Below are 14,998 nucleotides of genomic sequence, written 5' to 3' on the forward strand. Positions count from 1 at the left end.
AAACTATGTGGTTCGAAGAATTGACAGGATTTAAAGAAATATCACCTGAATATGTGCGTGATAATATCAGTATTGACGGACAGAATTTAATTTCTAAAGTCAATAATAAACCCTATCAATTCGGGTCGTTAGAAGTTGTTTCCTTAGAACAATTAAAGAAACAACAAACTTTTAATAACAGCATTAGCAAAATAAAGGTCTCTGAAGTTGTTGCCGACATACAAGAATTACATGCCGACCCTAGAAATGAGCACGCGCTATTTCAAGCGGCATCCCAGTTTAATTTACTGGAAATGGTTGGTCCAGAAGTTTCTCCTCAAGCGGGAGTAGGTATTTATGAAAATGACTTTACCCAAGGTCCGGCATGTGCCATAGCTTGTGGTGCAGGCACCATATATAGAAATTACTTTGCACCGGTTAATGATCAAATCGGGCAAACAGGTACATATCAGATCGATTGTTTAGATTGGATCGGTAAAGAGCTTAATAATGAGGAACTCCAATTGTGGAAAATGGTCAACGGCTATGCACTATTAAGTCAAGAAGGCTTGCTCAGTATTAATAAGCAACTAGGAAGTTTTACAGATGCACAAAGAGAGTTTCTAAAGGGTAAACTAAAGGTTGGTACGCAATGGAATACAGAAGTAACATTGACAGATAAAAAACAAATTGTATCTCAAATATATTGTTCTGCATTGCCCGTTGCATATTGTTTTATTGAATCTTATTATTGGGAGAATTTTGCCAGAATAATTTTAGAAGCTACCTATGAAGCTACTTTACATACGGCATTGTTGAATCTTAAAAACAACAATTCTAATAAAGTATTTTTGACCTTAGTAGGGGGTGGGGCATTTGGTAATGATTTAGATTGGATACTAGAATCATTGTTCAAAGCATTAGAGAAATTTAAGAATTCGCCGTTAGATGTGAGTATCGTAAGTTACGGCAGCTCAAACCATATATTGAAACAAGAAATAGAGAATATCAACAGAAAGAATTAGCATATGAAATACGAAATAAAAAAGTTTAACGACGGTCAAGTAACTGCTAAAATAATTGAAGGCGGAGATATTCATATTAAAATTAGAGGGAACAGTTATGAAGATTTATTCAGAGCTGCTGCTATCAAAGAAGCCTGGGATGCTGAAAATGCGACTAATAAAACAGCCATAGCTAAACTCACCATATTTTGCCTAATTGGGCAACGATCAGATAGACGATTTAATAAAGGAGAGTCGTTCGACTTAAAAATCATTTGCAAGTTTATCAATGACATGAGGTTTGATAACGTTGCTATCTTGCATCCGCACAGCCCTATTTCATTGGCATTAATTGATAATTCAGAGAAAATATCTCATTTCGATTTTGTTGAAAAAGCATATAACCAAATAGGTAACCCAGTATTAGTGAGTCCAGATGCTGGTGCGTATAAAACGACCCATGAAATTGCCGAAAAACTAAATGCCGATTTAGTACCCTCTAATAAAGTGAGAATAGATGGTGCTCCTGTAATTAGTATACAAGGTGATGTGAAAGGTAAAGAATGTCTAATTGTCGACGATTTAGCCGATGGCGGAAGAACATTCAAATTTTTGGCGGAAGCCTTGAAAACACAAGGTGCCGAAAAGGTTTATCTATATGTTACCCATGCACAATTCAATTATGGCTTTGATGAATTAAAAGAATCGATTGACCATATTTATTGTACCAATAGCTATAAGGATATTGATGATGATTTTGTAACGCAATTCAAGTTAGAAGGATTGTAAAATTCTACATAATAGTAAAATAAAAAATAGCGCAGTAATGCGCTATTTTTTTTTAAAAATTTAATTGCAATGTTAAAATATATGTTGCTTTCAATAGTATTTACCAAGGGGAAGTTGTAAAGAATTCATATGTTTTTCGCTACTAACAACGTTAAGAAACCCTAAAGTGATTGTGGCATATTCAAATACAACATTAAACCTACTCTTTGTAGTTAGATTCAAAAATTCGGTATTTAAAAAGACCCACTACAACAGCACCACCAATACTATTACCCAGTAATGCTAAAAATAGAAACCAAAGGTAATCTAGAAAACTAATATCACTAGAATGTAAAAAAGCACCAAACACCTCTATATTGCCCACAATACTATGGTGAAATCCTCCAAAACCTATCACACCAGTTATCATAATTATTAGTACAACACGAGTAAGCGAATTCATAGTACTATTCAATAACCAGGTCAATAATCCCATTAACCATCCGGCTACAACCGCACTTGCTAATAGAACCCAAGAGCCTTCTTTAACTACATGAGTACCAATTTCTACCATGGTCTCGGCTGTAAAAAGATGAAGATGCGGCGCAAGTAATCCTATAAAAGCAGCAAAAATATTACCTCCTATGATATTACCTAATATAACTACGCCCCATACCCAAAATAATTCCCAAATGCTGCGCTGACCATTCAACATAGGCAAAGCCAATACTGATGTTTGCTCGGTAAATAGTGCAGATTTTCCAAGGATAACCAATATAAATCCTACAGGGTATACCACTGCAAAAAGTTTGAAAATAATAGTAGTATCTACAGTTCCATTTAATAAATAGTAAAGTGCACAGATAAGAAAATAGCTAAACCCAATTTCCAAGCCAGCAATTACCGCACTTAAAAACATGGCTTTGTTTTTTATCTTGAAAATTTCTTCTCCTTCATGAATAACCCTACTAAGAATTACACTGTATTCATTTCCATCTTTAATTTCTTCAGATTTCTTTTCCAGTTTTTTCTGATGGTCTTCCTGTTCTATTTCTTTATTTTCCATAATGTAATAGTTGGCTTTATAAAGGCAGCTGTAATCAACTCATCTCTATATTTATACAATATACTGTTATATAAATACTTACGCTAATCAACTAAACCTATGATACTACTGGTAAGGTTTACGCTACTTTAAATATTTGGTTTTGAAACTAACTGCACAGCATAGAATTTATGCATGCCAATTTTCTTAAAAATACATAATGAACCTAAGTATAGTTACTCCGAATAAATTTTTAGATAACCTAAAAAAATGGATAGTAATATAGGAGGTGTACCTGTAGGTAACCAATACACAATTCAATTATAGTTTTGATGAACTAAAAGAATCGATTGACCACATCTGTTGCACCAATAGCTTCAAAGAAAATGATGATAAATATGTTACTCAATAAAAACTAGCCAGTCTATAAGATTGTTACTTAAAATGAACTAGACATAAAAATTAATCTAAAAAAATTTGTCAACGCATAACTAAAAACGTTAGCCACCCACTACCCAAGATCGCGCTGTGCTAAGCAAGGTTTTCTTCTCTTCTAGTGAACGTTTCAATGGTAATTGAGCTAAGCCTATTAAACGACGTAAAACCTCCATACCAGCAAATTCTCGCATTAGTGATTTATTTATTGGTCGTTGATAACCTTCTATGACTTCTTCTAATATACTAGTATTACCTGTTGCCATAAAAAGATGAGCCGCCATGACACCTAGATCAAATTCTGCGAACCCTAAAAAACTAAACTCAGGATCTAAAACAAATATTTTATCTTGTTTACACATCCAACTGCCAGGGTAATAATCACCATGTAGCAATACGCCACCTGTTGTAGTCAAATACAATTTTCCAAGAAGAGCTATTTTTTCTTTTAATAGCAAATCTTGCTTTAGCGGTAATGATAAAGCTTGTAAACCTTCTTGTACATCATCTAAAGAGAAACCGTTTTCTTCTAAAAAAGGCAGTACAAATATGTGTTGATGGTTTAGTTTACGTAATTCTATGTTTTCAGGGTAAGTACTGGTAAGTGTACTTTCATGAATTCCCCTAGCTATAGACGTTAATTGTTCTATATGGCTTTTAGAGATTTCTCGTGTATTATTATACACAAAAGAAAAATCTTCGCTATCACCTAAATCTTCTAGAAATAATAGGTGTTCTTTAGAAAGAAACCCTAGTACTTTTGGTAAATGTTGATCTATTGTTCCTTTTTCAATGGTCTGATAAAATTGATGCTCTACTGCAATACGATCTATAGGTGCTGGAATATCTTGATATTTCTGTACAAATGGTCTAGACTGTTTTGCTATAAAAGTTCGTTGATTAGTACGTACACGTAACACAACGTTCATATTACCTTCTCCTGGTTTTTCGGTGCTTTCCACCTTTTCACCTTCCCCTAAAATACCTTCCTTACTCAAAAAAGTACTCAAAAGTTCTATATTAATATTAGCTGTTAATTGCATCTATATTATTTAATAAGTTGGTTCATATGTTTCCAAAAATCATTTTCCATTTGCTCAACCTCAATATTCGTATATACTTCAATATCGCGCTGTACGTTTTCTTTAGGGGTCTTAAAGGTTTTTAAGGTTGCCCACTCTTGATGGGCCAAGGCCTCAATAATAGCAACGTCCCACATAATCCATTCTGTTTTCTCCGGATCTTTCTCTGTCCACCATCGTTGGTAAGTGTCCCACCGGTTTACCAAATAATCGGGCATAGTTCCTTTTCCCTTTAAGTGTGCATCTACAGTTGTTTTCTTAAATACAAGATGTTGACTTGTAGTTGCTGTCATTACCCTAACCTTTAGCTTAGGGTAATTCATAATTACATTTACAGCAATACTGTCATTTCTAGAATTAAACTCGTTCTTGTCATAACTATTTACTTCTGGATCATGCCAAAAGCCCAAATAATTCACTTGTATCTTAGGTACAATGGTACTATCTAATAAAATAGCCGAGGCTACATTGGTACAAGATCCTAAAATGACCAATTGTAATTTATTTCCATGTTTTATTTCATGGGCTCTTTTAATAATAAATTGAGCCGCCTCTGAATTTTGTGGGGCATCATTTGTCATTAGAGGATCGTTACTACCCAAGGGTAGCGCAAGGTCTGTTTGGTTTAACAAACTCATTAACCTTTCGTTTATTTGCTGACTTTCAACGACCGTACTATCGCCAGCATATGGCGAGGTGTGAAACTGCGCCGATGTAATTGCCAACAAATTAAACTTTGGTTCTTCTATAGCACGAACAAGGGCAAAAAGATCATCAACCTCATTTGCTGTATCGGCATCTATAATTAGAGGAATTTTTTCAACCTTCTGGTTTAACTGTGCCTTACATCCATTTATGGTTATTAAAACCACGAAAAGAGACAACACCCAATGTATTTTATTCAACATAAATTTTCTACTTTAAATTTTATAATTAATCTATTAGAACAAATATCTAGCACTAAATTGAAACTGTCTTGGTGGTGCAGCATTTCTTGCTATAAAACCGCTATCTGCCGGTCCTTCTTGAATCTGGTTGCTCTGCGTCGCATTATTACTAAAACCACTTAAGTTTACGTTATTAAAAAGATTAAAAACATCTGCTCTTAGCTCTATTTTATTTCCTTTTGATAATTCAAATTGGTATTGTGCTGCCAAATCAAAAGTATATGACCAAGGTAAACGGTCGCTATTTCTACTCTCTCCTGGAGAGCGGTCACTGTTACCCGTAAAGTTTTCTCCAAAACCAGTACCATCACCATTTAAATCACGCGTTAAAAATTGTTCAAAATCTGAAGTAACAATGGTCGTATTCGGTATTCTGTTAATAGGCTGACCACTTTGTAATAACCCTGCAAGGGTAACAGATAAACCTTTTACTGGATATAAGCTACCAATGGCATTGATAAGATGTGTTCGGTCGTTTATAGATGGTCCAAATTCTAGGTCATAATTATTACCGTCCATTGCTCTAAAATTGATTCCCTCCGTATCATTTTTAGAAGAAGATAGCGTATAGTTAAAACGGTAACCAAATATGCCTTCACCACGGTCTTTTTGATAGTTAAGACTTAAAGCAGAATAGCGTGATCGACCTTCACTTTCTGTAATAACTACGCTACGGGCAATACCTGTTAAACGTTCTCCATTTATAGTTGCACCACCATTTTCAATTGGTATAGGTCTTGACAAATCTGCTTCTGCCGCAGTTCGCACATCATCTTGTGTAAAATTCGAATCAATTGGAAATTCTGCCGCTGCATTTAAATTACGAAGCCTAAATAAATCGCGAGCCTCATTGTGTACCAAATCCACATAAAACAAACTACTTTGATCTATTTGTAATTGGTAACCTAAAGTAAATTGATGTGTAAATGGGTTTTTGTAACCATCAGGATTTAGTATACGACGCTCATTACTAAAAACGTTTTCTCTATTCGCTTGTAACGTTTCGCCAGACGGACCGTTTAAATAACTAATATTATCTGCCTCTACAAAAGAAGCTGCTAAATTACCTTCGAAAGTAACGCGGTCAATATTGGTATCTGCCGGTAGTAAACCTAAGTCTATAAACTCTTGAAGTTGTAAACGGTAATCAGCTCCGTTCGTATTCTGTTGTAAGGCATCACTATAAATAGCATAATTGATTTTATCGTAAAAAATACCATAACCACCACGTATACTTGCATTATCACCAAGCTGATAGTTAAAATTAAAACGTGGTGCTATATTATTTAAATCTCCTTTATCACTACCTCCTTTAGAAAGGTTATCATAATCATATCGTAAACCATAAGTAATTTTAAGTTTATCGGTAGCACTCCATTCATCTTCTAGATAAATAGAATAAATATTCTGTGTAGTGCCAAAAGACTGTGGGCGCAATTCTACATCATATGAAGTAACCGTAACATCCGAAGGTAGATCGTTAATACTTAAACTACTACCAAGGTTAGCCGTACTTAATTGATCCAGTTGATCTTGAGTTAATCTTACCGAATAGTTTCCGCTTGGGTTACCACCGCCAGTAAGACTATGGTTACCAGAAATAAGCCCTAAACCTGCTTTCAATGTATGATTACCTAAATAAAATTTACCTTTTTGTTGAAATTGAAAAGTGTTTTCCAATGCATCAAAATCAAAACCCGGACGACCAATTATAGCTATTGCTGCTGATCCTGGATCTAAAATAGTAACACGTGGACTATCTGCATCTATAGGTCTACCATAATCCCATCTAAAACGAGAATATTGAAAGTTACTTTGTAAACTGTATTTATCTCCGATAAAATCATTTTTAAAGGCGATATTTAATGAGTTTCGATCTTGAAAATTTCCTGCAGACGGAAAAAGAACTCCGCCTTCAAGACCTCCACCTTGTCTTTCTATAGTTACCAAACCAACATTGGCACGTAACGAACTTCTAAAGTTTTTAGACCAATTTTGATCAATCTTTGCAGAGATATAAGTAAAATTATTACTACCTCTGACGGTTTCGTTAACGTTTAGTTGTTCTGAGTTTAAGAGGTTGTCTTTAAGATCTCTCGTATATTCTGCATTTAGAAAAAAGAACGTTTTATCCTTTACTAACGGACCCCCAATAGCAAAACCTTGTTGGTATCTTTGAAAACCATCTTGAACCTGGTTTCCTGAAAGATCGCGTTGTGCAAATGCAGAACTAGCATCTACAGAAGCACCCGGTCTTGTAACAAAAAACACTTCGCCCTCAATTTCATTACCGCCAGATTTAGTGGTTACGTTGATAACACCATTATTAGAAAGTCCAAATTCTGCAGAATAGTTATTGGTTAAAACCGTAATATCTTTAGTAAACCCTACTGGTATAGCAAATTTTTGACCTCCTAAAAAACGTTCGTTATTATCCAGACCATCAATTAGATATGAAGTAAATAAACCATTACCACCATTGATACTTACATTTGGTGCCTCTGGGAAAAAACCAGTAGCCTGAGATACATTTGGTAACCTAAACAAAGCCCGGGTTATATCTCTACCTTCTACAGGCAACTCTTTCAACTCTGCTTCTTTTAGTTCAAAAGAAACTTCTGCCGATTTTCTGTTAATACGAGCACCGGCTATTGAAGAAACAACTACTTCATCTAAACTTTCGGTTACGGAGGAGGAAGGAATTAATAAAAATTGTAAACTAAGTTCTTGGTTTGAGCGTACATCTAAAAGTTCTGAAACTTGGGCTGCATACGTATCGTCACCATCAAAGACTACTTGATATCCATTTACTACAGGTATAGAATTAAAAAAGACCGTACCTGAAGCTGATGTGTTTTTATTGACCTCGTAGGCCATGTTTTTATTTAATAACGATACAGTGATTCCTTCAATGGGTTTATTGGTGTTAAAATCAATAACAGTAACTACTAAATCTTCTTGTGCAGACAGCACAGCACAACATAGCAAGAGTGCTATACTTAAATATTTTTTCATAAAAATTTTTGAAAGCACCAGTTGGTGCAATTGATACATTAAATTAAAGCTTGGTTTAATGTATGCAGCTGGGTGAGCCTTTATTGTAAAAGCAGGCTAAGAAATATGTAGCATTTAAATTTTGACTGTTTCGGACAATTAAAATAGAAGCTTCTATTAATTTTTGTAAACAGGCACTTATTAATTTGAAAGATGCACCCAATTGGGCAAGTACCTTTTTAACTCTAGTTATATTATCAAGGTCATAAAAAGTAGAAATACAATGAATTGTATTTTGTATTTGATCTGCATTAAGTTCAATAGTAATATACTGATGAACCTGACTAAAGATTTTATTAGTTTGCCAATCAAAAGTCTGAAATGTTTTTGCCTTAAATTGGTCTTTAGAAATAGCCAATAAATAAAACCCGCCATCTAAACTAGGACCTATGGTCGGTTGATTTTGTTGAAGCCTTTGATGGGCTTCTTTTATATGCTTAGATTGTAACTGAGGCGTGTCGTTACCAATAACAATTACATTATCATAGCCTAAAGCAAAAACAGATGACATGGCGTTGCTAAAACGTTGCCCAAAGGTGTTTCCTTTTTGTTGTTTCTCTGTATAAAGTATACAGTCTAAATTAGCAGCTTCTGCTTTTCTAATACTGTTAGCCGTTAACTTTTCTGAAAGTTCACCAGAATTCATAAAATGTTTATGCTTGCTCTCTTCTTCTGAAGAAAGTGCAAAAACAAGAACGGCAGTAGTACTTAACTTAGTGATAATGGTCGATTTTAAACCGTTGGTCGTGAAGTTATCTAAAACACTACAATTCTATTTGTTAAAATTTTGAGAGGACCCAATTCTTTTATTTCATTTTGACTCTACTAAATTTAAAAGAGCCAAAAATTCGAATGATATTAAACCTATGGTAGTTCAAATGGACTCAGATCAAATTAAAACCTGCAACACCAAAACGACTTCATTAAAAAAATCCAATAACACTATAGCTTATCAATTAGATAAAAAAAATGTGATTTCTTCCTGTAGCGTAACTTCAGATGGTAAATTATATAGCTATTTGAAAATCTAAAAATCTATAGTATTTGAAATTATAACGAACAATTTAAAGCAATTGCTTTCTTAAAAACTGATCATCATACTTTCTTTTAAAAGGTAGTATATGTTGTTTTTCTCTAAATTTTTCAGTCTCTAGCGTACTGTTAAATCCGCAGCCCGAAAATATTTTTGAAGCATTATCTAATAAGTGGCCGTCTATTCTATTTCCACTAATACTACTAGTATTTTCAAGGATTAGCGGCTTATCTATAACACAAAATGAATAGATGTAAATGTGCTCATCGGTACGGTACAATAACGCTTGTTTGTACAATAGCAAAACCTCATCTATAGGGGAGGAGTGCATGACCAGAAAATAAGGTTTCTTAAGTATTACGTCTTGTGAACGTTCTCTCGGTTTTAGTTGTAGCGTAAACGGAATCACCTTTCTATATTTATAATTCGCTAACGTAATTCCGTTTTCAAGTGTATAGACAATATCATAAACCGGACTCCCATATTTTTCAAAGTAGTCTTTGCTTAATATGCGAGCCAGTAATATGGTCTGTATGGCACTAATGTCTGTGATGCTTTTTTCAAGTTCTCCGTAAAATCCTGCCGGGAAAACATCAACAACCAATGTATCTATCTTATACTCCTTTATGCAGTTTTGTAGAAAGAGGTTGAAGCGATCTTGATCCTTAAAGTATGCATCTTCTATATGTAGTGTTTTTATATCTTTTGGTACCTGGTCGTGATAGATAGAATTCGTTAACAGCACACAATTCTTTAGCGGAATTTTTTTTGTGTGTATATAATTAAGAACCCTATTTATATGCCCAAAACCAGCACCATAGACATAAAATAAATACACTATATCTTATTTAATAATTCTGCTATAATGAACATTTTATGCTCATTAGGTATCTCATCTATTGCCAAAATAGCATACACATAACTTTCTTGGTTTGATGAAAGTGTAAATGCTTCTTTGTCATTCACTTTTACGATATTTCCTTCTAAATTTACCCTGTATAACTCTTCACCATCACGTTTCACCTTAATCTTATCATCATAAGGGCGGACTTCAAAAGCATTTTCATTCTCTTCGTTATCAGAGATTTTTACCTTGTCTGGGTATATTTTCACTTTCCATAATAAATCAGAATCTTCATCGCGTAATTTTAAACTTCCTTCTTTGAATTTTACTTCATACTTCATTTTTCCGTTAGCATAGAACTTATGCTTATCTGGCTTACTTTTAAAAGTATACGTCGTATTGTTCGCAACGATCTTTATTGGCGATACGTCAAAACCACCTATTAATGCTCCGTCGGCGTTTGCAATGGTAACATCAAGGCTATTTGTAGTTGCACTAGCATTTGTAGTGGTTTCTGCAGGGCTAGACGAGTTCTTGTTTTCTGTTTTACAGCTTCCTAACAGAAGTAATGATAGTACAAAAAGTAGGTGTAATTTTCTCATGGTTTTAAAATATTTAGGTAATTTGATATTTCTATTTCTTCTGTATAATTCGTTTTTATTTTCTGATATAATGCCTCACCCATAGCTTCCTTTTCTGCAGGTGTCATTTTATGTACTTGCAACAGAATATCTAACAGTTCATTCGGCTGCAAGGGGTGATATAAAAATCCATCGACTTTAGTATTTACAACATCTTTTATTCCTCCAACATTTGCACCAATTACAATGTTTTTTGTTGCTGCTGCTTCTAACAGTACATTTGGCATACCGTCATAAAAAGAAGGTATGGCAACGATACTAATGGCATTGTAAAACGATACAAGTTCATTCTGGTTTGCAAAAGCAAAAAACTGAACATTGACCTCTAAATTTAGAATGTATGTTTTTGTTTCTTCGCTTACATCACCTATTAAACACAGTACAAAATCGTTCTTGTGTGGAAATTTCGCAAAGGTTTCTACAAAGTTTACAACCCCTTTTTTGGCTTTTAATTGCCCTACAAAGGCAATCGGTATTTTAGAATTGAACGACTTTTTTAAATCATCTATATGTTTAAGATGGCTTTTCGCCGGTTTCCATAACGCCGTATCAATTCCGTTTTGCGTAAAATAAGTATTGTTGTGTGTTACTAGGCGGTCAATTTTTTCTCTCTTCTCATTCGTGACAGTAAATACATAGCTAGAATTCTCTAGTGCGTATAATAATTGATTTCGCTTCTTTGAAAAGATACCTTCGTCAAAATCATTTCCTCTTATAAAGGTAATAAGCGGTTTTTGTAGCCATTTAGATAAAATAGGCCCGATATTAAGCGGTAGGTTACCTCCAAATACTCCAACATGGGTCAATGTATCTAAATAGGGGAGTTGCTGTATAAATTCTGACGCTAACGATAATGTAAACTCCTCAGAGTTTTCTATAGGCACGGCAGAATAGGTTCCTTTTACAACGGTATCAGTTTTGAACTTTTTCTTTCTATTCGTAAAATGAATGATATGTACCGTTATACCGTTTCGCTTAAAATTACGCACCAAGCGATCACAAGAAACAGCCATACCGCCTTTATTAGGTGGGTAATTTTGAGTGATCAATAGAACATTCATTAACTATCAAAATAAGATCCATCATCAGAATCATCATGCATAAAAATAGTAGAGCTACTATCAAATAAACTACCATAATCATCTGCCATAAATACCATGTACGGGTATTCTGCATGGAATCTATTGATCATTTTTCTTCTCCAAACAGATCTATCTTTAGAATAGAGCTCAATATCATTGGTAAGTCGTGCATCGAATTCTACAAAGCAACTAATACATAATATGGCGTTCTTTTTTCTATAAACCTCAGGCCCACTATTTTTACTTATAATTTTATTGGCTTTAAACGCATGTATATTACACACATTTTTCTTGCATTTCTCGCAAACTACGGTCCGATTATTTTCGCAATTGCGAACTACAAATAATCCTGTAAATTCTTCGCAACGTATTTTATTTTCTTCCATAAGATTAAGCGCTAGGTGTTACACAACTGTAGCAGGTGTTGATCAGGTTAATAACTTCTAAAGAGAAATAATCTACAGCAAATGAAGAAATGCTACTTTCTTCATACGGACTGTATTGATCCGGATTTTCTTTTTTAACATCGAATTTTCGGTATACCTTAAATACGTAATACTCATCATCTTCAGCAAAGCTTATTTGCGAAGTATCAATTGTTGGGTTTAATTGGTATTTGTGCTTAGGTATTTTCATTTTAATAGTAAAAGGGTAGGCAGCCCTATACTTATGTTTTGTTTTTCTTTTACCGCTACTACCTCTTTTTTTAATTATACGCTCCCTTGTTCTTTCGCTAAACTGAAAGAAGATCAACGATTCATCATTAAAGAAACAAGAACCCTTACTGATGACACGTTCATAGTTTTTTTCTATTCCTGATATAAACCCTCTAGTTTCACTAGTGTACGACTCATTCTTAATAAGGTTTTCTTCCGTTACCGTATCTTTTACATTCGCCTCTAATGCTATTTTAGAATCTAACTGTAAATCTTCTTCGATCAAGGTAAACAAGGCAGAAAAGTAATCGGCAAAAAAATCAAAACCCTCTGTATAATTCTTTTTAAACTTCTTGTTCGTTAAATAGGTCATGATACCCGCAACAATCAGCCCAGGACAAGTGAGCATACCTATTACTGTAAAAATTGACCCTAAAGTCTCGGATATAAAGTTCAAAGGAATTGCCACAAAATTACATAAGAAGACACCGAGAAGAATGAACCAAATTTGCTTAATTCTCTTACTTTTTTGTTCTCTGGCTATTTCTCGTTGCATTACACAGGCCCTAAAAAAACGAATCCATTTTACAGGTGTTTTTTTAGAATTAAAACCACGGTGTAAGTGTGCTCTTTCTATAGGGGCTCCTATATATTGTTCTTTATTTAATACATTGCCTTGTCTATCCATATTAGAGCGTTAAATCTTGGTATATTTTTTTCAATTTCTCTTTTTGATCTTCCCATAAAAAAGTGCTTTTCACCTTTTCAAAAGCATTGGCTATATAGGTTTCCTTTCGTTCTGGCTCATCTAATATAAACCGAATACAACGTGCCAAATCTTGTTCTCTATCGGGCTCAAAAAGTAAAGCTTCTTGTTCGGTAACCAACTCGGTCACCACTGGTAATTCAGATGCAATTACGGCCGTCTCACAAGCCATACTCTCTAATATCTTTAGCGGACAGCAACCTTGTGTAATATTTCTGTCGCATGCCTTTAAAGGGGCTATAGAAGCTTCTGCATAGTGTACATAGTTGTACAACTCCTTTTTAGATAATCTAGACTTTAGAATTATACGATCTTTTAAGCCTAATTTCTCTACCAGTTTTTTATAAGGTTTAAAGGCCTTTTCTTTTACCGCTAAACAAATGACCAGTTTTAGATCTTCAAAATCTTCTAAATACGTCATAGCTTTAAGCAACACATCTACACCTTGCCAAGGTTGTATGGCTCCAAAATAGATAATGTACTGTTCAGGTGCATCAATGGGTCTATCGTAAGATTCTGGTATATGTGCCCCATTTGGTATCACTTTTATCTTTGCTGTATCAATGGCATAATTAGTTTCTAAATATGCTTTGGTAACTTCGGACGGAGTAATAATCACGGTCGCCTTTTGTAAACATTGCGATTCTATCTCTCTTAATTTCTTTAAAAAAGTGGGTGTTAAATTGGGATATCTATAAGGTAGCTCTATAGATGTTAGGGCATTTACCTCAAAAATCGTTTTTATACTAGGTTCGGCAGTTAATCCCATGCCGCTCCAAACATCTCTAAAATGACCTATTTGAATAGATTCTTTATTTTTTTGGATATCAATAAATAGCTGTTGGGAAAAAAGAGAAGCTTTTTCTAAATAGTTCATCTCCTCTTCATTGTAATAACGCTTTATAACAATATTCCCTTCCGTTTGTACGGCAGGGTAGGTGCTATTACCTCGTAAGCAGAATAATTGTAATTCATCACATTGCTGTGATGATACGTTGATCATCTCTTTAATATGTGTTGAGGCTCCTTTTGCGCTCGGGAACACATCATATGTAGCATATACATTTCTGTTCATCGAAATTAGAAAGAAAATTTAACCGGTTCTTTCTCTTTCGAATTTTCAATTTCAAAAAACTCACCCTTGCTGAAATTGAACATATTGGCAAAAATATTAGACGGAAAGCTTTCAATAGCAATATTGTTTTCTTTTACCGTGGCGTTGTAATACCTACGGGTCATTTCAATATCATCTTCTAATGAAGACAGCTCATTTTGCAATTCACTAAAATTACGATTGGCTTTTAGATCCGGGTAATTTTCGGCAACGGCAAAAAGGTTTACCATAGAATTTTTTAAGGCGCTTTCAGCTTTTCCTTGTTCATCAACAGAAGAAGCGTTTTGCGCTAAATTTCTAGCTTTGGTGATATTTTCAAAGGTTTCTTTTTCGTGTGTCGCATAGCCTTTAACGGTTTCTACTAAACTAGGAATCAAGTCATAACGTTTTTTCAAGAATACATCAATGCTGCTCCAGCCTTCTGCCATTTCTGTTTTCTTTCTAACCAAACCGTTATACACTGAAATAGCATAGAAAAACAAAATAAGGACAATAGCAATTAATACAATAGATATAAGCATAGGGATAGTTTTATGCTAAAATAACAG

14 protein-coding genes are annotated in these 14,998 nt (G+C 34.3%); 2 read left to right on the plus strand and 12 right to left on the minus strand.

Annotated elements, in window-relative coordinates:
• Positions 1-5: 5 nt before the first annotated feature.
• Together Q0871_RS01765 and Q0871_RS01770 are read left to right on the plus strand one after the other, a co-directional pair.
• The gene (locus Q0871_RS01765) at positions 6-1,004 is read left to right on the plus strand and encodes a hypothetical protein (RefSeq protein WP_299317242.1); all 999 of its coding nucleotides are present in this window, start codon (positions 6-8) and stop codon (positions 1,002-1,004) included.
• Positions 1,005-1,007: 3 nt separating this feature from the next.
• A complete protein-coding gene (locus tag Q0871_RS01770) occupies positions 1,008-1,772 on the plus strand; it encodes a phosphoribosyltransferase family protein (protein WP_299317243.1) in 765 nt (254 codons plus the stop codon).
• A 199-nt stretch (positions 1,773-1,971) separates the two neighbouring features.
• Here Q0871_RS01770 and Q0871_RS01775 read toward each other — a convergent pair whose 3' ends face one another.
• The 12 genes from Q0871_RS01775 to Q0871_RS01830 form a co-directional block, all read right to left on the minus strand.
• Positions 1,972-2,817, minus strand: a complete 846-nt coding sequence (locus tag Q0871_RS01775; RefSeq protein WP_299317244.1) for a formate/nitrite transporter family protein — start codon at positions 2,815-2,817, stop codon at positions 1,972-1,974.
• Between the two features lie 479 nt (positions 2,818-3,296).
• On the minus strand, positions 3,297-4,274 hold the full coding sequence (locus Q0871_RS01780) for a phosphotransferase (RefSeq protein ID WP_299317245.1): 978 nt from the start codon (positions 4,272-4,274) through the stop codon (positions 3,297-3,299).
• A 5-nt stretch (positions 4,275-4,279) separates the two neighbouring features.
• Entirely contained in the window at positions 4,280-5,221 is a 942-nt protein-coding gene (locus tag Q0871_RS01785) for a nucleoside hydrolase (protein ID WP_299317246.1), read from the minus strand.
• A gap of 33 nt (positions 5,222-5,254) precedes the next feature.
• A complete protein-coding gene (locus tag Q0871_RS01790; RefSeq protein ID WP_299317247.1) occupies positions 5,255-8,275 on the minus strand; it encodes a TonB-dependent receptor in 3,021 nt (1,006 codons plus the stop codon).
• Positions 8,276-8,330: 55 nt separating this feature from the next.
• Positions 8,331-8,960: a DUF2064 domain-containing protein gene (locus Q0871_RS01795; protein ID WP_299317248.1), complete on the minus strand. Its 630-nt coding sequence runs from the start codon at positions 8,958-8,960 to the stop codon at positions 8,331-8,333.
• 418 nt (positions 8,961-9,378) lie between these two features.
• Positions 9,379-10,185, minus strand: a complete 807-nt coding sequence (locus tag Q0871_RS01800; protein WP_299317249.1) for a hypothetical protein — start codon at positions 10,183-10,185, stop codon at positions 9,379-9,381.
• A complete protein-coding gene (locus Q0871_RS01805) occupies positions 10,185-10,793 on the minus strand; it encodes a hypothetical protein (protein WP_299317250.1) in 609 nt (202 codons plus the stop codon). The genes Q0871_RS01800 and Q0871_RS01805 overlap by 1 nt, the downstream gene beginning before the upstream one ends.
• Positions 10,790-11,893, minus strand: coding sequence for a glycosyltransferase family 4 protein (locus tag Q0871_RS01810; protein ID WP_299317251.1), 1,104 nt, complete (start codon positions 11,891-11,893; stop codon positions 10,790-10,792). The genes Q0871_RS01805 and Q0871_RS01810 overlap by 4 nt, the downstream gene beginning before the upstream one ends.
• Positions 11,893-12,300 carry a hypothetical protein gene (locus tag Q0871_RS01815; RefSeq protein WP_299317252.1) on the minus strand — a complete coding sequence of 136 codons (408 nt, stop codon included), beginning with the start codon at positions 12,298-12,300 and terminating at the stop codon, positions 11,893-11,895. The genes Q0871_RS01810 and Q0871_RS01815 overlap by 1 nt, the downstream gene beginning before the upstream one ends.
• 4 nt (positions 12,301-12,304) lie before the next feature.
• Positions 12,305-13,258 carry a hypothetical protein gene (locus Q0871_RS01820; RefSeq protein ID WP_299317253.1) on the minus strand — a complete coding sequence of 318 codons (954 nt, stop codon included), beginning with the start codon at positions 13,256-13,258 and terminating at the stop codon, positions 12,305-12,307.
• A 1-nt stretch (position 13,259) separates the two neighbouring features.
• On the minus strand, positions 13,260-14,411 hold the full coding sequence (locus Q0871_RS01825; RefSeq protein WP_299317254.1) for a glycosyltransferase family 4 protein: 1,152 nt from the start codon (positions 14,409-14,411) through the stop codon (positions 13,260-13,262).
• Positions 14,412-14,416: 5 nt separating this feature from the next.
• Positions 14,417-14,971: a LemA family protein gene (locus Q0871_RS01830; protein WP_299317255.1), complete on the minus strand. Its 555-nt coding sequence runs from the start codon at positions 14,969-14,971 to the stop codon at positions 14,417-14,419.
• Positions 14,972-14,998: the final 27 nt, after the last annotated feature.

The sequence above is a fragment of the uncultured Maribacter sp. genome (genome assembly GCF_947500985.1).
In the GTDB taxonomy this organism is placed as follows: Bacteria; Bacteroidota; Bacteroidia; order Flavobacteriales; family Flavobacteriaceae; genus Maribacter.

Coding starts and splice junctions, on each gene's coding strand:
- Q0871_RS01765 (WP_299317242.1), top strand. CDS start 6: ATGTGGTTCGAAGAATTGACAGGATTTAAAGAAATATCACCTGAATAT.
- Q0871_RS01770 (WP_299317243.1), top strand. CDS start 1,008: ATGAAATACGAAATAAAAAAGTTTAACGACGGTCAAGTAACTGCTAAA.
- Q0871_RS01775 (WP_299317244.1), bottom strand. CDS start 2,817: ATGGAAAATAAAGAAATAGAACAGGAAGACCATCAGAAAAAACTGGAA.
- Q0871_RS01780 (WP_299317245.1), bottom strand. CDS start 4,274: ATGCAATTAACAGCTAATATTAATATAGAACTTTTGAGTACTTTTTTG.
- Q0871_RS01785 (WP_299317246.1), bottom strand. CDS start 5,221: ATGTTGAATAAAATACATTGGGTGTTGTCTCTTTTCGTGGTTTTAATA.
- Q0871_RS01790 (WP_299317247.1), bottom strand. CDS start 8,275: ATGAAAAAATATTTAAGTATAGCACTCTTGCTATGTTGTGCTGTGCTG.
- Q0871_RS01795 (WP_299317248.1), bottom strand. CDS start 8,960: ATGAATTCTGGTGAACTTTCAGAAAAGTTAACGGCTAACAGTATTAGA.
- Q0871_RS01805 (WP_299317250.1), bottom strand. CDS start 10,793: ATGAGAAAATTACACCTACTTTTTGTACTATCATTACTTCTGTTAGGA.
- Q0871_RS01810 (WP_299317251.1), bottom strand. CDS start 11,893: ATGAATGTTCTATTGATCACTCAAAATTACCCACCTAATAAAGGCGGT.
- Q0871_RS01815 (WP_299317252.1), bottom strand. CDS start 12,300: ATGGAAGAAAATAAAATACGTTGCGAAGAATTTACAGGATTATTTGTA.
- Q0871_RS01820 (WP_299317253.1), bottom strand. CDS start 13,258: ATGGATAGACAAGGCAATGTATTAAATAAAGAACAATATATAGGAGCC.
- Q0871_RS01825 (WP_299317254.1), bottom strand. CDS start 14,411: ATGAACAGAAATGTATATGCTACATATGATGTGTTCCCGAGCGCAAAA.
- Q0871_RS01830 (WP_299317255.1), bottom strand. CDS start 14,971: ATGCTTATATCTATTGTATTAATTGCTATTGTCCTTATTTTGTTTTTC.